General features: G+C 63.3%; 15 protein-coding genes. 9 read left to right on the top strand and 6 right to left on the bottom strand.

The window, feature by feature from the left end:
* The first annotated feature begins 33 nt into the window (after positions 1 to 33).
* Positions 34 to 2,997 carry an Rne/Rng family ribonuclease gene (locus AC1RZR_RS21490; RefSeq protein WP_481825905.1) on the top strand — a complete coding sequence of 988 codons (2,964 nt, stop codon included), beginning with the start codon at positions 34 to 36 and terminating at the stop codon, positions 2,995 to 2,997.
* 109 nt (positions 2,998 to 3,106) lie between these two features.
* Here AC1RZR_RS21490 and AC1RZR_RS21485 read toward each other — a convergent pair whose 3' ends face one another.
* Both AC1RZR_RS21485 and AC1RZR_RS21480 read right to left on the bottom strand, forming a co-directional pair.
* Positions 3,107 to 4,036, bottom strand: coding sequence for a glutaminase (locus AC1RZR_RS21485; RefSeq protein ID WP_378925910.1), 930 nt, complete (start codon positions 4,034 to 4,036; stop codon positions 3,107 to 3,109).
* Between the two features lie 6 nt (positions 4,037 to 4,042).
* Positions 4,043 to 5,191 carry a pyridoxal phosphate-dependent aminotransferase gene (locus tag AC1RZR_RS21480; protein ID WP_481825904.1) on the bottom strand — a complete coding sequence of 383 codons (1,149 nt, stop codon included), beginning with the start codon at positions 5,189 to 5,191 and terminating at the stop codon, positions 4,043 to 4,045.
* 145 nt (positions 5,192 to 5,336) lie between these two features.
* On the opposite strand from AC1RZR_RS21480, the gene AC1RZR_RS21475 reads away from it, so the two are divergent.
* From AC1RZR_RS21475 to aat, 6 genes are all read left to right on the top strand, one after another.
* A complete protein-coding gene (locus tag AC1RZR_RS21475; protein WP_481825903.1) occupies positions 5,337 to 6,731 on the top strand; it encodes a M48 family metalloprotease in 1,395 nt (464 codons plus the stop codon).
* Positions 6,732 to 6,801: 70 nt separating this feature from the next.
* Complete coding sequence (locus AC1RZR_RS21470) at positions 6,802 to 7,605, top strand: DsbA family protein (RefSeq protein WP_481825902.1); 804 nt, start codon at positions 6,802 to 6,804, stop codon at positions 7,603 to 7,605.
* Between the two features lie 147 nt (positions 7,606 to 7,752).
* Positions 7,753 to 8,187 carry a type II 3-dehydroquinate dehydratase gene (aroQ, locus tag AC1RZR_RS21465; RefSeq protein WP_379097334.1) on the top strand — a complete coding sequence of 145 codons (435 nt, stop codon included), beginning with the start codon at positions 7,753 to 7,755 and terminating at the stop codon, positions 8,185 to 8,187.
* A gap of 26 nt (positions 8,188 to 8,213) precedes the next feature.
* Positions 8,214 to 8,672: an acetyl-CoA carboxylase biotin carboxyl carrier protein gene (accB, locus tag AC1RZR_RS21460; RefSeq protein WP_477275142.1), complete on the top strand. Its 459-nt coding sequence runs from the start codon at positions 8,214 to 8,216 to the stop codon at positions 8,670 to 8,672.
* Between the two features lie 10 nt (positions 8,673 to 8,682).
* Positions 8,683 to 10,026, top strand: a complete 1,344-nt coding sequence (gene accC, locus AC1RZR_RS21455; RefSeq protein ID WP_379097327.1) for an acetyl-CoA carboxylase biotin carboxylase subunit — start codon at positions 8,683 to 8,685, stop codon at positions 10,024 to 10,026.
* Between the two features lie 12 nt (positions 10,027 to 10,038).
* Positions 10,039 to 10,656: a leucyl/phenylalanyl-tRNA--protein transferase gene (gene aat, locus AC1RZR_RS21450; protein WP_477275144.1), complete on the top strand. Its 618-nt coding sequence runs from the start codon at positions 10,039 to 10,041 to the stop codon at positions 10,654 to 10,656.
* Between the two features lie 13 nt (positions 10,657 to 10,669).
* Here aat and AC1RZR_RS21445 read toward each other — a convergent pair whose 3' ends face one another.
* The 3 genes from AC1RZR_RS21445 to AC1RZR_RS21435 all read right to left on the bottom strand — a co-directional run bounded on the left by AC1RZR_RS21445 (position 10,670) and on the right by AC1RZR_RS21435 (position 12,276).
* Positions 10,670 to 11,056: a hypothetical protein gene (locus AC1RZR_RS21445; RefSeq protein WP_477275146.1), complete on the bottom strand. Its 387-nt coding sequence runs from the start codon at positions 11,054 to 11,056 to the stop codon at positions 10,670 to 10,672.
* A 74-nt stretch (positions 11,057 to 11,130) separates the two neighbouring features.
* Entirely contained in the window at positions 11,131 to 11,736 is a 606-nt protein-coding gene (locus AC1RZR_RS21440) for a DUF2155 domain-containing protein (RefSeq protein ID WP_481825901.1), read from the bottom strand.
* 141 nt (positions 11,737 to 11,877) lie between these two features.
* Positions 11,878 to 12,276 (bottom strand): NADH:ubiquinone oxidoreductase subunit NDUFA12, encoded by a 399-nt coding sequence (locus tag AC1RZR_RS21435; protein ID WP_477275150.1) that lies wholly within the window; start codon positions 12,274 to 12,276, stop codon positions 11,878 to 11,880.
* Positions 12,277 to 12,518: 242 nt separating this feature from the next.
* Here AC1RZR_RS21435 and panB point away from each other — a divergent pair, with 242 nt between their 5' ends.
* Together panB and panC are read left to right on the top strand one after the other, a co-directional pair.
* Entirely contained in the window at positions 12,519 to 13,349 is an 831-nt protein-coding gene (gene panB, locus AC1RZR_RS21430) for a 3-methyl-2-oxobutanoate hydroxymethyltransferase (RefSeq protein WP_481829093.1), read from the top strand.
* Positions 13,346 to 14,197 (top strand): pantoate--beta-alanine ligase, encoded by an 852-nt coding sequence (gene panC / locus AC1RZR_RS21425; RefSeq protein WP_481825900.1) that lies wholly within the window; start codon positions 13,346 to 13,348, stop codon positions 14,195 to 14,197. Before panB ends, panC begins: the two co-directional genes overlap by 4 nt.
* A 6-nt stretch (positions 14,198 to 14,203) precedes the next feature.
* On the opposite strand, the gene AC1RZR_RS21420 is transcribed toward panC, so the two are convergent.
* Positions 14,204 to 14,656 (bottom strand): VanZ family protein, encoded by a 453-nt coding sequence (locus tag AC1RZR_RS21420; protein WP_481825899.1) that lies wholly within the window; start codon positions 14,654 to 14,656, stop codon positions 14,204 to 14,206.
* Positions 14,657 to 14,694: the final 38 nt, after the last annotated feature.

The raw sequence follows: 14,694 nt of genomic DNA, 5'->3' as shown, positions 1-14,694 counted from the left end.
TGCGGCTGACGGCTGCCGGGGGGAAACGAAATAATGCCCAACAAAATGCTGATAGACGCCTCCCACCCGGAGGAAACACGCGTTGTCGTCGTTCGCGGTAACCGTATTGAAGAATTCGACTTTGAATCCCAGGACAAGAAGCAGCTCAAAGGAAACATCTACCTCGCCCGCGTAACGCGCGTCGAACCCTCCCTTCAGGCAGCCTTTGTCGAATATGGCGGCAACCGTCACGGTTTTCTCGCCTTCAGTGAAATTCACCCCGACTATTACCAGATCCCGGTCGCCGATCGTCAGGCACTGCTGCGCGCCGAAGCGCAGGAGGCTGAAGACGAGGAGGACGAGGACGGCGACGGTGAAGATCGTCAGAGCCGTGATCGCGGACGGCGCGGACGCCGGCGCGGCGGCAAGAGCCGCGACCGCGGTGAGCACAAGCGCGACGCAGCCGAATCCGGCGAGGCGAGCGAAAGCTCCGGCGAGCCAGGCGAAGGCAGCGAGAATGGCGACATCGTTCTCGAGGAGATCTCCCACACATCCGAGATCATCGAACACGCAGCCGATACGTCCGAACATTCCGAGACGTCGGGGCATGCCGATACGTCAGGCCACGATGAAGGTTCAGCCGAGCAGGACGAAACCAAAACCCGCGAGGGCGGCCCGACATCGATCGCCGCCGCGGTCGAAGGCGATGTGATTTCCGAATCCGTCCCGCAGACGGAACAAGGCAGCGAAGCGACATCCGGCGACAATGATCGCGGCATGCTCGAGGAAGTGCAGTCCTCGCATCCGGATGACCATGAGATCGAATCGGTCGGCGCCGAGGATGCGCTGGAAGAAGTGCGCAACCGCCGCAAGCCGGTGCGCCGCCAGTACAAGATCCAGGAAGTCATCAAGCGCCGGCAGATCCTGCTGGTGCAGGTCGTCAAGGAAGAGCGCGGCAACAAGGGCGCCGCCCTCACCACTTACCTGTCGCTTGCCGGCCGCTATTCGGTGCTGATGCCGAACACGGCGCGCGGCGGCGGCATTTCGCGCAAGATCACCAGCGCGGTGGACCGCAAGCGCCTCAAGGAGGTCGTTGCCGATCTCGAAGTGCCGCAGGGCATGGGCGTCATTCTGCGCACGGCCGGCGAGAGCCGCACCAAGGCCGAGATCAAGCGCGACTATGAATATCTGATGCGGCTTTGGGAAAATGTCCGCAATCTCACCTTGCAGTCCACGGCCCCCGCCCTGGTTTATGAGGAAGGTAGCCTGATCAAGCGCTCGGTGCGCGACCTCTACAACAAGGATATCGACGAGATTCTCGTCTCCGGTGAGGAAGGCTATCGCGAGGCCAAGGACTTCATGCGCATGCTGATGCCGAGCCACGCCAAGGTGGTTCAGCCGTTCCGCGACACGACGCCGATCTTCGTGCGCAATGGCATCGAGGCGCAGCTCGATCGTATGCTGCAGCCGCAAGTGACGCTTAAGAGCGGTGGCTACATCATCATCAACCAGACCGAGGCGCTGGTTGCCATCGACGTCAATTCGGGCCGCTCGACCAAGGAGCACTCGATCGAGGACACCGCGCTTCACACCAACCTGGAAGCGGCCGAGGAAGTCGCCCGCCAACTCAGGCTGCGCGATCTTGCCGGCCTGATCGTCATCGACTTCATCGACATGGAGGAGAACCGCAACAACCGCTCCGTCGAGAAGCGGTTGAAGGATCACCTCAAGAACGACCGTGCGCGCATCCAGGTCGGCCGCATCTCGCATTTCGGCCTGATGGAGATGTCACGCCAGCGCATCCGCGCCAGCGTGCTGGAATCGACCATGAAGCCCTGTGCGCATTGCGGCGGCACCGGCCATGTGCGCTCCGATTCGTCGGTCGCGCTGATGGTGGTGCGGGCGATCGAGGAATTCCTGCTCAAGGATTCGCGCAGCCACATCACGGTGCGGACGCCGGCGGCGACCGCACTCTATGTGCTCAACCACAAGCGCGGCACGCTGGTTGAACTGGAAAGCCGCTTCGGCCTGACCATCACCATCGAGGCCGACGATTCTGTTGGCGCGCAGCACTATGCGATCTTCCGCGGCGCGCTGGCTGAAAAGCCGGAAGGCTTTGTCGAGGCACGCAGCTTCCCGGCCTATGTCGAGCCGGAAGAGCCCGAGGACGAGATTGCCGTCGTCGAGGAAGACGACGAGGCACCGGTGCAGGCGGAGCAGCCACGCCAGCAGCCGCAGCAACAACAGCCGCGGCCTGCTGCCGGTGGCGAAGAAGGCGAAGGCCGCGACCGCAAGCGCCGCAAGCGCCGGCGGCGTCGCGGCGGCAAGGATCGCGACCGCGAACATGGCGCGCCGACGGAAGGGGCTTCCGTCTCCGCACCGGCGGCCGAGTTCTCCGGCTCAGCGGCCACTGCGAGCGATAGCGACACGGAAGCGGACGACGACGCCTCTGTTGGTGTTGCCGAGACCGCTGAAACGGTTGAGGCTTCGGACGAAGGCCAGGGCAAGAAGCGCCGGCGCGGCAAGCGTGGCGGCAAACGCAATCGCCGCGAAGACGGTGAAGGCGAGGCCGAAGCAAGTGCTGGCGAAACCGCCGAGGCATCCGACAGTGATGTCGCGGAAAGCGTGGCGGTCACCAGCGAGCCAGTAGGTGTCGCACCGGCCGAAGAGCCAGTGGCGCTTGCTCCGGCCAATGACGACGCGCCAAGCACCGAAAAGCCGAAGAAGCCACGTCGTGCCGCCAAGCCGAAGAAGGCAGCAGCCGAGGTCGTCACCGAGGAGCCGGCCGCGGAAGTGGTCGCGGAAGCACCGGTCGAGACCCCGGTCACTGCGTCCATCGAGACAGCGGCAGCGACCGCCGAGGACGCACCGAGGGCCCGCCCGTCACGGCGCAAGCCGGCGGCAGTGGATGCGCCGGTCGTGCCGGTGGTGTCTTCGACCGTTGCGGACGAACCAGCGGCCAAGACCGAAGACAAGCCGAAGCGCGCCGGATGGTGGCAGCGGAAGGGCTTTTTCTAGTCTTTTCAATTACTTGTGCTGATTGTCTGACAAAAGTCCCGCGCTATCGAAAAGATGGCGCGGGATTTTTCACATCTGGCGTTCTGCGGCCGCAAGAATGCTAAAAATGCTAAGGCGCGAAGATCGACCAGTTCATCATCCTGGCCAGCTTTTCCAGCGCGATCGACCCCAGCTTGGAATTGCCGTTGGCGTTGAGGCCGGGCGACCAGACGGCGAGCGAGGCGACGCCCGGCACGATACCCAATATGCCGCCGCCGACGCCGCTCTTGCCGGGGATGCCGACGCGGAAGGCAAAATCGCCGGAGCCGTCATAATGGCCGCAGGTCAGCATCATGGCGCCGATGCGCCGCGCCCGTTCGGCCGATACCACGGAATGCCCGGTCGCCGGATTCTTGCCACCATTGGCCAGGAAGCGGCCGGCGAGCGCCAGTTGCCGGCAGCTCATGGCGATGGCGCAATGATGGAAATAGACGCCCAGCGCAAGCTCCGGCGCATGGTTGAGATTGCCGAAGGATTTCATGTAGTTGGCAAGCGCGAAATTGCGATAGCCGGTGGCCCGTTCGGAGGCCGCGACCTCGCGGTCGATGATGATCGTCTCGTCGTCAGCGAGGAACTGGATGAAGCGCAGGATCTCGCCGATCGCCTCGCGCGGCTGGTGGCCGGCAAGCAGGATATCAGAAACGACTATGGCGCCGGCGTTGATGAACGGATTGCGCGGAATGCCGTTCTCGTGCTCGAGCTGCACGATCGAGTTGAACGGATTGCCCGAGGGCTCGCGTCCGACCCGCTGCCACAACGCGTCGCCGACATTGCCGAGCGCCAGCGTCAGCGTGAACACCTTGGAGATACTCTGGATCGAAAATGCCTGGTCGGCGTCACCGGCCATCAGCACGCGGCCGTCATTGGTGACGGCGGCGATGCCGAACTTCCTTGGGTCGACCTTGCCCAGTTGCGGAATGTAGGTGGCGACGTCACCGCGATCGGTGCGTTGCGCCATTTCGGCGGCGACTTCAGCCAGTGCCTGCTCGAGTTCCGGCATGGCTCTCTACCTCAACCAGCGTTCAATGCGCGCCATGGCCTCGACCATGTCGTCGTGGCTGCCGGCATAAGAGAAACGCATGGTGCGGTGCCCCGCCTGCGTATCGAAGTCGCGGCCGGGCGTCGCCGCGACATGCGCCTCTGCCAGCATCTTTCGTGCGAAGGCCATGCTGTCATTGGTGTGCCTGGTGACATCGCAAAAGGCGTAGAAGGCGCCATCCATCGGTGCCGCCAGCGGAAAGCCGAGCTCCGGCAGACGCTTCATCAGGAGCTCGCGATTCCAGGCGTAGCGGCCCTTGACGGCCTCCAGCTCCTCGGTTGCGGCGAAGGCCTCGATCGCGGCGATCTGGGACAGTTCCGGCGGCGAGATGTAGAGACTCTGGGCGACGCGCTCGACCGGCCGCACCAGGCCTTCGGGCAACACCATCCAGCCGATGCGCCAGCCGGTCATGCAGTAGTATTTCGAGAACGAGTTGATCACCGTCACGCTGTCCCCAAAGGCGAGCGCCGTGGTGTCGGGCGCGGCATAGGCCAGCCGGTGGTAGATCTCGTCGGAGATCACGGCGATGCCGAGTGCTTCCGCCGTCCTCACCAGGGCCGCCAGTTCATCGGCCGGTATGACCGCGCCGGTCGGATTGGCCGGACTGGCAAACAGGACGCCCTTCAGCGGTTTTTCGCGATGCGCGGTTTCCAGGTGACCGGCATGCAGGTAGGCGGCGTCGCCGAGCTCGATCTCGACCACGTCGATGCCGAGCGCGGCCATGATGTTGCGATAGGCGGGATAACCAGGTGCCGCGATGGCGACGCGGTCACCCGGATCGAACATCGCCAGGAAGGCGAGATTGAAGGCGGCCGAAGATCCGGTGGTCACCGCGATCCGTCCCGGCGGAACTTCAAGCCCATAATGATCGGCATAGTGCTCGGCGATCGCCTTGCGCAAGGCAGCGAGCCCGAGCGTGTCGGTGTAGCCGATGCGCCCGTCCTGCAGGGCCCTGGTCGCCGCGGCGCGAACGCCGATTGGCGCCGGATCGGAGGGCTGGCCGACGGCCATGGAAACAACCGGCACGCCCTGCGCCTTCAGCCGGTTTGCCTCGGCCAGAATGTCCATGGCATGGAAGGGCTCGACATTGCCACGGCGTGAGAGCGAAACGACCATTTAACCAGTCTTCCCGATGGTTGAGGGCGCCAGGCTCTGGCGCATGCGCCGCACAAATGCCCGATTGATGTGAGGTTCACAAGTTGAGGAAGTTTCCGGCGCCGACTTTTCATCTTTCGCCCGCTCGTCTACCAGTGGACATGTCATGTTGAGCCGACCCAGATCGACGATTGCCCAGACAGCGCGTGTCTTCGCGACGCTTTCGCTTGGCGTCGCCGTTGCGGTGGCGAGTTCGGTCAGCGCCTTCGCCCAGAACGTGCCGGTGATACGCGATGCCGAGATCGAAGCGCTGGTGCGCGATTACGCGCGGCCGATCTTCAGGGCGGCGGGGCTGGCGAACGACGGCATCGATATCGTTCTGGTCAACGACCAGAGTTTCAACGCCTTCGTCACCGGGCGGCGGCTGTTCATCAACACCGGCGCGCTGATGACGGCCGAAACGCCCAACGAGATCATCGGCGTCATTGCGCACGAAGCTGGTCATATCGCAGGCGGCCATCAGCAGAAGCTTCGCGACCAGCTCGAACGCGCCAAGACGATGGCCGTCCTCGCGACGTTGCTGGGCGCCGGCGCCATCGTCGCCGGTGCCACCACAAACAGCCGCGGCCTTGCCGGCGCCGGTATGGGTGTGGCGGCGGGCGGCGGCGAGATGGCGCAGCGCAGCATCCTTGCCTATCAGCGCACCGAGGAGATGACCGCCGACCGCTCAGCGATCACCTACCTCAACGCCACAGGCCAGTCCGGCATGGGCATGCTGAAGACGTTCCATCGCTTCCAGACGGCGCTGTCGCTGTCGGGCGCGCAGGTCGATCCCTACCGGATCAGCCATCCGATGCCGCAGGACCGAATCGCCAACCTCGAAGTGCTGGTGAAACAGAGCCCCAATGTCGACAAGGTCGACCCGGCGGCGCTGCAGCAGCGGCACGACATGGTGCGTGTGAAGATTGCCGTCTACATGGAAGGCCAGGCGGCCGCGTCGCGGCTGATGCGCAAAATGCAAGGCAGCCTCGCCGCGCGATATGGCGATGCCCAGTCGACGTATCTGTTCGGCAACATCGCCGCCGCGCTGGCCAAGACCAATGCACTGATCAAGGCGCAGCCGAAAAATGCCTATTTCCAGGAATTGCGCGGCGACATCCTGATGAAGGCGAACAAGCCCAAGGAGGCCGCGGATGCCTATGCGAAGGCGGTCAGCCTCGACCCGGCACGGTCCGGATTGCTGCCTGTCTCCCTTGGCCAGGCGCTGATGGCCGTCGGTACGCCTGAATCCCTCAAGAAAGCCGTCGTGCAGATCAACAATGGTCTGGGGCGCGACAAGGAAAATTCAGCCGGATACCGTTATCTGGCACAGGCTTATGGCGAGTTGGGCGACATTCCTGGCGCCGAACTTGCCACCGCCGAAGGTCACTTCTATTCCGGCAACTACAAGGATGCTAAGATTTTCGCCATGCGGGCGCAGCAGGAGATGAAGCGCGGCGAGCCGCGCTGGCTGCGCGCTCAAGACATCATAAACTACGCACCATCAACCAAGATCAAGTGAACCTTCCAGCCGCGCGCCGCGACACAGCCGGACGGAACGGCCCGGAAAACAGGTAAAAGGAACAGGAACGATGAAAAAGGCACTGCTGCTGGGCACCACGGGGGTTGCGGTCGCCCTTGCCATGCTGGCTTTCGGATTCGTGGCCGGAAGCCCACAGATCGCCAAGGCCGGTACGGCGCAGCCCGTCCAGACGGTGGCGGCCGACACCAAGATCGACCGCACCGAGGTCGAAGGCATCATCCGCGACTATCTGCTGAAGAACCCGGAAGTGCTTCTGGAGGTTCAGGACGCGCTCGAGGCCAAGCAGAAGGAAGAGCAGCGTATCGCCCATCTCGGCGTGATCAAGAATGCCAAGGAACAGATTTTCAACTCCGCCTTCGACGGCGTTGTCGGCAACCCGAACGGCAAGGTCACCATCGTCGAGTTCTACGACTACAATTGCGGCTTCTGCAAACGCGCCATCGACGACATGCAGGCGCTGACCAAGTCCGATCCGGACCTGCGTTTCGTGCTCAAGGAATTCCCCATCCTCGGACCGGATTCGCAGAAGGCGAGCGTCGTCTCGATGGCCTTCCACCTGATGATGCCGGAAAAATATGGCGAGTTCCACAATGCGCTGCTCGGCGGCCAGGGGCGCGCCACCGAGGCGTCGGCGATCAAGATCGCGCTTTCGCTCGGTGCCGACGAAGCGACGCTGCGCGAGAAGATGAAGGACCCGTCGATTACCGAGGCGTTTTCCAAGACCTTCGATCTTGCCAACAAGCTCGCGATCACCGGCACGCCGTCCTATGTGGTTGGCAACGAGGTCGTGTTTGGGGCGCTTGGACAGGAAGTGCTGGCTGAAAAGATCGAGGCGGCGAAAGCCGCGCTCTGATTTTGCTCACGAGCATATTCGTCACGGGCACATTTCCGCCTGTTGTGGACATTGAAAGAACGCACTTGCGCTCTTTTCGCAGGCGTCTATGCCCATTATAGAGGGCCCAGCGCGCCGGTTCATGTCGGCGCCGGGAAAGGTCGGCTTTTGAAAACGGTTTTCGTCCTGAACGGTCCCAATCTCAACGCGCTCGGCAAGCGCGAGCCGGGCATCTATGGCGGCAAGACGCTTGCCGCGATCGCCGACGACTGCAAGCAGGCCGGTACGGCGCTTGGGCTCGAGATCGATTTCCGTCAGTCGAATCATGAGGGCGACCTTGTCGACTGGATCCAGGAAGCTGGCGACAAGGCCGCCGGCATCGTCATCAATCCAGGCGCCTACAGCCACACCTCGATCGCTATTCACGACGCCATCCGCGCCATCGCGCCGCTGCCCGTCGCCGAAGTCCATCTTTCCAACATCCATGCGCGGGAACCATTCCGCCACGTGTCCATGGTCGCGCCGGTTGCGGTCGGCATGATCTGTGGCTTTGGGCCGCTCGGCTACACGCTGGCGCTGCAGGCGCTGGCGGCACGCCTATGACCGGCCAACAAACAGAAGGCTCGAAAATGTCGATAAAGAAGACCGGTGTTGACCAGCAGCTGATCCGCGATCTGGCGGGCATACTGAACGACACCAACCTCACCGAGATCGAGGTTGAACTGGGCGACCTGAAGGTGCGTGTCTCGCGGCAGGCACCGGCCGTTCACGCGATCGCGGCACCGCAGCAGACTTATGCGCCGTCAGCCGCCCAGCCCGCTGCCGCGGCAGCCCCGGCGGTGGCCGATGTATCGAAAAATGCAATAACCTCGCCGATGGTCGGCACCGCCTACTTGGCGCCGTCGCCGGACGCCAAGGCGTTCATCGAAGTCGGCCAGAAGGTCAAGGAAGGCCAGACGCTGCTGATCATCGAGGCGATGAAGACGATGAACCAGATCCCGTCGCCGCGCGCCGGCACGGTGACGGCTATCCTGTTCGAGGATGCGACGCCGGTCGAATACGGCATGCCCCTTGTCGTGATCGAATAGAGCGGGCCGGATGTTCCAGAAGATCCTCATCGCCAATCGCGGCGAAATCGCGCTCCGGGTGCTGCGCGCCTGCAAGGAACTTGGCATCCAGACGGTGGTGGTGCATTCGACCGCCGACGCCGACGCCATGCATGTGCGGCTCGCCGACGAGAGCGTCTGCATCGGGCCGCCGCCATCGCGCGACAGCTATCTCAACATTCACCAGATCGTCGCGGCCTGCGAGATCACCGGCGCCGATGCCGTGCATCCGGGCTACGGCTTCCTGTCGGAGAACGCCAAGTTCGCCGACATCCTGGCCGCCCACAACATCACCTTCATCGGTCCGTCCGGCGACCATATTCGCATCATGGGCGACAAGATCGAGGCCAAGCGCACTGCAAAACGCCTCGGCATTCCGGTGGTGCCCGGTTCGGACGGCGCGGTTACCGATGAAAAGGAAGCCAGGCGCATTGCCGGCGAGATCGGCTATCCCGTGATCATCAAGGCGTCGGCCGGCGGCGGCGGACGCGGCATGAAGGTGGCGCATACCGAGGCCGACCTTGAGGTCGCGCTGCAGACGGCGCGCTCGGAAGCCGGTGCTGCCTTTGGCGACGATGCCGTCTACATCGAGAAATACCTGGAAAAGCCGCGCCATATCGAGGTGCAGGTGTTCGGCGACGGTTTTGGCCGCGGCGTGCATTTCGGCGAGCGCGATTGTTCGCTGCAGCGCCGTCACCAGAAAGTCTGGGAAGAGGCGCCCTCGCCGGCCCTCAATGCCGAGGAGCGTGCGCGCATCGGCGGCGTCTGTGCCAAGGCCATCGCCGACCTCGGCTATTCCGGCGCCGGGACGATCGAGTTCCTCTACGAGAACGGCGAGTTCTATTTCATCGAGATGAACACGCGCCTGCAGGTCGAGCATCCGGTGACCGAAGCGATCACCGGCATCGATCTCGTGCACGAGCAGATTCGCGTGGCGTCGGGCGGCGGACTTTCGGTCAAGCAGGAAGACATCAAGTTCAACGGCCACGCGATCGAATGCCGCATCAACGCCGAGGATCCGCGCACCTTCACCCCCTCGCCCGGCACGATCTCCCACTTCCATACGCCGGGCGGCTTGGGCATCCGTGTCGATTCCGGCGTCTATTCCGGCTACAAGATCCCGCCCTATTACGACAGCCTGATCGGTAAGCTGATCGTGCACGGGCGCAACCGTGTCGAGTGCATGATGCGGCTGCGGCGTGCGCTGGACGAATTCGTCGTCGACGGCATCAAGACGACGTTGCCGCTGTTTCGCGATCTCGTCGGCAATGCCGATATCGCCAATGGCGACTACGACATCCACTGGCTGGAAAAATACCTGGCCAAGGAAGAGTAGTCCGGGGACGCGATGACCCGCCCCTACGCGCCCGGCTATCGCATTCCCACCGACCTGTTGCTCAAGGCCTATGCCTCGGGCGTTTTTCCGATGGCCGAAAGTGCCAGCGATCCGGAGGTGTTCTGGGTGCGGCCGGAAACGCGCGGCATCATCCCGCTCGATGGTTTTCACACGCCGAAAAGCCTCAGGAAAACGATCAAGAAGCATCCTTTCGACATCCGTTTCGACTTCGATTTCGAAGCCACGATCGATGGCTGTGCCGAAAAGCGCGAGGAGCGGCGGTCGACCTGGATCAACGCGCCGATCCGCGAAGCCTATGTGCAGTTGCACCGGATCGGGCATTGTCATTCGGTCGAGGCATGGCGCGAGGATCGGCTGGTCGGCGGCCTCTATGGCGTATCGCTTGGCCGGGTGTTTTTTGGCGAAAGCATGTTCGCCAGGGAAACGGACGCCTCCAAGACCTGCCTTTTTTATCTCGTCGAGCGGTTGAAGGCGCGAGGCTTTGCTCTGCTTGATACGCAATTCACCACCGAGCACCTCAAGCGCTTCGGCGCGGTCGACGTGCCGCGCGGCAAATATGAGAAGATGCTGGCCGACGCGCTGAAGGGTGAGGCCGTATTCTATCCCTGACGATCGAGTCCGTTTACTTCCTGGCCGCGGCTTCCAGCGGCGTCTGGGAATGGAACATCATCTTCCAACCATTGACGCGATGGACGTAGCCAGTGCTGACCAGTGCGGCGTAGGACTCGCCGTTCTCCCGCGTCGCCCGCGCCTCGTAGGTCAACATGATGATGTCGCTGCCGGGCTCGATTATTCCCTTGAGCTCGATGTCGAGATCGCGCCAGCGGTTGGGCTTGGTTGCGGTCTTGGCCAAATCCGCATTGTCCATCGCCTTGGCCATCTGCGGAAATGCCACCAGGCATTCGGTGTCGGCGTTGGCCGCATAGTAGGCCGCATCGCCCGTCCAGAACCCTTTTTCGAGTTCCAACAGCTCTTTCTTGCTGGCCGTGATCCGCTTGCTGTCTGACATCGGAAATCCTCCCTGCGCATAAAGGCGCGGTCGTCCGTGGCTCAACGCATGGTGGCCATGACGGTTCCGGGGGATCAGTTACTGTCGGTGGTGTCCGATTCCGGTTCCGTGGAATCGGGCTGTTCCACATCCGGGCTGGCTGCAGCGTCCGGCTCGGCCGCGGCGGGTTTGGCCGCAGCGGGCTTCGAGGCGTCGGCCTTGGCAGCGTCGGCCTTGGCGGCGTCGGGCGCCGGCACGTCCGACTTCTGCTTGCATTCCTTCAGCCAGACGTCATAGACGGCATGTTCGACGGCGTTGAGGCCAGGGCTTTCGGCGAACATCCAGCCGGTGAAGATGCGGCGGATCTTGCGGTCGAGCGTGATCTCGTCGACCTCGACGAAGGAATCCGTCTTTGGCTCCTCGGTCTGCGGCCGTGAATAGCAGACGCGCGGCGTCACCTGCAAAGCGCCGAACTGCACCGTCTCATCGATATAGACATCGAAGGTGATGATGCGGCCGGTGATCTTGTCGATGCCAGCGAATTCCGCGATGGGATTGGTGACCCGGTCCGATCCCGCGGGCGCCGCCGGCGCGGGTGCCGGAGCAACGGGTGCAGGCGAAGCGGCAAAGGCCGCGGTGCTGACGGCAAGGCTGGCAGCTAGCGTCAGCCCGCCCATCGATATTCGGTTGAAAAAACTCATCTAGGGATACCGGTGGTTCGCGCCCGGGTGATTCTCGTGATCGCCAAGGCTAGTCGCCGTTTTCTGATCAGCAAGCAGCTAAAGACCAATTGTGGCGATAAAGGACCGACCTGCACTTTGCGTCGTTACAACCCGGGGCCGTTACGACCCGGGTGTCCAGGCGTCATAATCGCCCGTCACCTGCGGGCGATGCTGATTGGTCAGCACCGAGCCTTTGGGGCGATAGGCCGCCGGGCTGCCGGTCAGATTGGGCTGATGCGGCTTCTGCCAGTCGCGCGCCTTGTAGTCCTCGCTGGACGGCGCGACATCGACACGGTGATGCATCCAGCCATGCCAACCGGGCGGTATGGCCGAAGCTTCCGAATAGTTGCGGTAGATGACCCAGCGGCGCGTGCGGCCTTCCGAATCGATGCCGCCTTCGTAATAGACATTGCCTGTCTCGTCCTGGCCGACCTTCTTGCCATGCCGCCATGTGTGCAGGCGCGTTCCCAACGTCTGGCTGTTCCACCAGGTGAAAAACTGCGTAAGGAAAATCTTCATTTCAGAACCCTCGCGCCGGCGGCGCCCGTTTCCTGCTTATGGCGTCAGGCATTCGGGAAGGCAAGGGTTTTGCCACAGGCACCGTTGAAATGGCTTGCCTGAAACCCGACACAAGCCCGTGAACTTCTCGAACGCAGGGATGGCGCTTGCCAAGCCTTTGCGGTCTTTCTAAAGCTCTGCGCGCGCCCATGCGGGTATCCAGCCCGGCTGCAGGCCGAAGGAGGTGACGATTGGCCCCGGAAATGCCGACCACCGACATTCGCATCAGCGCCGACGCGATTCGCCGCCGCAAGGGCGGCACACCGATTGTCTGCCTCACCGCTTACACCTATCCAATCGCCCGATTGCTCGACGACCATGTCGACCTGCTCCTGGTCGGCGATAGCGTCGCCATGGTCCTGCACGGCCACAAGACGACGCTGGGTGCCTCGCTGGATATGATGATCGCGCATGGGCAAGCAGTGATGCGCGGCTCGGCCAGAGCCTGCGTCGTCGTCGACATGCCGGCTGGCACCTATGAAGATTCGGCAGGACAAGCCGTTGCCTCGGCGCGGCGTGTGGTCGACGAAACCGGTTGCCAGGCGGTGAAACTCGAAGGCGGCGTCGACATGGCCCGGCAAATCGCCGCGATCGTTGCTGCCGGCATTCCGGTCATGGGACATATCGGCCTTCAGCCGCAATCGGTCGAAAAGGATGGCGGCTACAAGATCAAGGGCCGCACCGAGGAGACTGTTGCGGCGCTGGTTCGCGATGCGCTCGCGGTCGAGAACGCGGGGGCTTTCGCGGTCGTCATCGAAGGCACGGTCGAGACCGTCGCCGCCGACATCACCCGCCGCATCGCCATTCCAACCATCGGCATCGGAGCCAGCGGCGACTGCGATGGCCAGGTTCTGGTGATCGACGACATGGTCGGGCTCACCGTCGACCGGGTGCCGAAATTCGTCAAGGAATATGCCAACCTGCGCAGCGTGATCTCGCATGCTGCCGAAAGCTACGCAGCGGAGGTGCGAAGCCGGACATTCCCCGGCCCCAGCCATGTCTTTTCGGCCGCGACGGGCAAGGACAAGATATGAGCCGGCCCGTCGTCGTCGACAGCGTTGCCGCGCTCCGCGCGCAGATCCGCGACTGGCGGCGCGACGGCCTCCGTGTCGCCATGGTGCCGACCATGGGCGCGCTGCATGACGGGCACATCTCGCTGGTCAGGATCGCCCTCGAAAAAGCCGAGCGCTGCGTGGTGTCGATCTTCGTCAACCCGACGCAGTTCGCGCCGACGGAGGACCTCGACAAGTACCCGCGCCAGCTCGCCCGCGACCTCGGCCGGCTGGGAATGGCAAAGGCCGACCTTGCCTTCACCCCGACGGTTGGCGAGATGTATCCCACCGGCTTTGTCACAAAAATCTCGGTCGGCGGCCCCTCCGCCGGACTCGAATCGGACTTTCGGCCGACCTTTTTCGACGGTGTCGCCACCGTGGTGGCAAAGCTTTTCCTGCAGGCAATGCCCGACTGTGCGATCTTTGGCGAGAAGGACTACCAGCAGCTTTGCGTCGTCAGGCAGCTCTGCCGCGACCTCGACCTACCCGTCGAGATCATCGGCGCACCGACGATACGCGATGGGCATGGTCTCGCCATGTCGTCACGCAATGCCTATCTCGGCGAAGCCGAACTCGACATCGCCCGCCAGTTCAACGTGATCTTGCGCGACACGGCGGCGGCTTTGGCGGCCGGCGCCGACCAGGCCGACGCAACCGCCGAGGCCAGCCGTGCCCTGATCGCGGCCGGCTTCTGCGCGGTCGACTATGTCGAGGCCCGCGAAGCCCTGACGCTCGCGCCATGGCGTCGCGACCGTGAAGGGCGCCTGCTCGCGGCGGCGTGGCTCGGCATGACCAGGCTGATCGACAATGTGGACGTTCCCTCCGCCTAGGTCGAGCTACCTCAATGCTCTTCGTCCGCCGCGCCTGACGAGCATTTGCCCGACGACGATCCCAACCACTCCGGCAAAGGCTTTCACAATTGCGTCGAGGAGGCGTGCGTGACGGCTGGGGTCGATGATCTGAAGCAATTCCAGAACGCCGGCGGTCGCAACCACGAAGATCACGGCTTGATACAGGCGATTCGGGAAGCCGAGTGCCACAGTGAAGCCCAGCAACACGTAAGCCAGGGCGCGCTCGACGTTCGCTTCGGCTATGTGTGGCCGCATCTGGATCGGCGACAAGGTTGCAAAAATGATGATGGCGAGCACCACCAGTGCTGCGATGCGGGACAGTTTGATCATGTTTCCTGCATATCCGTCGTAAGCGGGCACAGCAAACGCCGGGATGACGCATGCCAGGATGGGATCGATGGGAACCTCGCAGCCGATGCAGAGAGTGCGATTGGCCATGCCGCGCCGGCTGGAACGACAGCGGCAACTGGCCGGCG

The organism is Mesorhizobium bavaricum (genome assembly GCF_056781655.1).
The sequence above is the reverse complement of the archived record's forward strand: the minus strand, read 5'-3'. Positions and strand labels throughout refer to the sequence as shown.

What these genes read in the sequence shown, in the direction of transcription:
- AC1RZR_RS21490 (WP_481825905.1), top strand. Translation starts at nt 34, where the DNA reads ATGCCCAACAAAATGCTGATAGACGCCTCCCACCCGGAGGAAACACGC.
- AC1RZR_RS21485 (WP_378925910.1), bottom strand. Translation starts at nt 4,036, where the DNA reads ATGCCGGAACTCGAGCAGGCACTGGCTGAAGTCGCCGCCGAAATGGCG.
- AC1RZR_RS21480 (WP_481825904.1), bottom strand. Translation starts at nt 5,191, where the DNA reads ATGGTCGTTTCGCTCTCACGCCGTGGCAATGTCGAGCCCTTCCATGCC.
- AC1RZR_RS21475 (WP_481825903.1), top strand. Translation starts at nt 5,337, where the DNA reads ATGTTGAGCCGACCCAGATCGACGATTGCCCAGACAGCGCGTGTCTTC.
- AC1RZR_RS21470 (WP_481825902.1), top strand. Translation starts at nt 6,802, where the DNA reads ATGAAAAAGGCACTGCTGCTGGGCACCACGGGGGTTGCGGTCGCCCTT.
- accB (WP_477275142.1), top strand. Translation starts at nt 8,214, where the DNA reads ATGTCGATAAAGAAGACCGGTGTTGACCAGCAGCTGATCCGCGATCTG.
- accC (WP_379097327.1), top strand. Translation starts at nt 8,683, where the DNA reads ATGTTCCAGAAGATCCTCATCGCCAATCGCGGCGAAATCGCGCTCCGG.
- aat (WP_477275144.1), top strand. Translation starts at nt 10,039, where the DNA reads ATGACCCGCCCCTACGCGCCCGGCTATCGCATTCCCACCGACCTGTTG.
- AC1RZR_RS21445 (WP_477275146.1), bottom strand. Translation starts at nt 11,056, where the DNA reads ATGTCAGACAGCAAGCGGATCACGGCCAGCAAGAAAGAGCTGTTGGAA.
- AC1RZR_RS21440 (WP_481825901.1), bottom strand. Translation starts at nt 11,736, where the DNA reads ATGAGTTTTTTCAACCGAATATCGATGGGCGGGCTGACGCTAGCTGCC.
- AC1RZR_RS21435 (WP_477275150.1), bottom strand. Translation starts at nt 12,276, where the DNA reads ATGAAGATTTTCCTTACGCAGTTTTTCACCTGGTGGAACAGCCAGACG.
- panB (WP_481829093.1), top strand. Translation starts at nt 12,519, where the DNA reads ATGCCGACCACCGACATTCGCATCAGCGCCGACGCGATTCGCCGCCGC.
- panC (WP_481825900.1), top strand. Translation starts at nt 13,346, where the DNA reads ATGAGCCGGCCCGTCGTCGTCGACAGCGTTGCCGCGCTCCGCGCGCAG.
- AC1RZR_RS21420 (WP_481825899.1), bottom strand. Translation starts at nt 14,656, where the DNA reads ATGGCCAATCGCACTCTCTGCATCGGCTGCGAGGTTCCCATCGATCCC.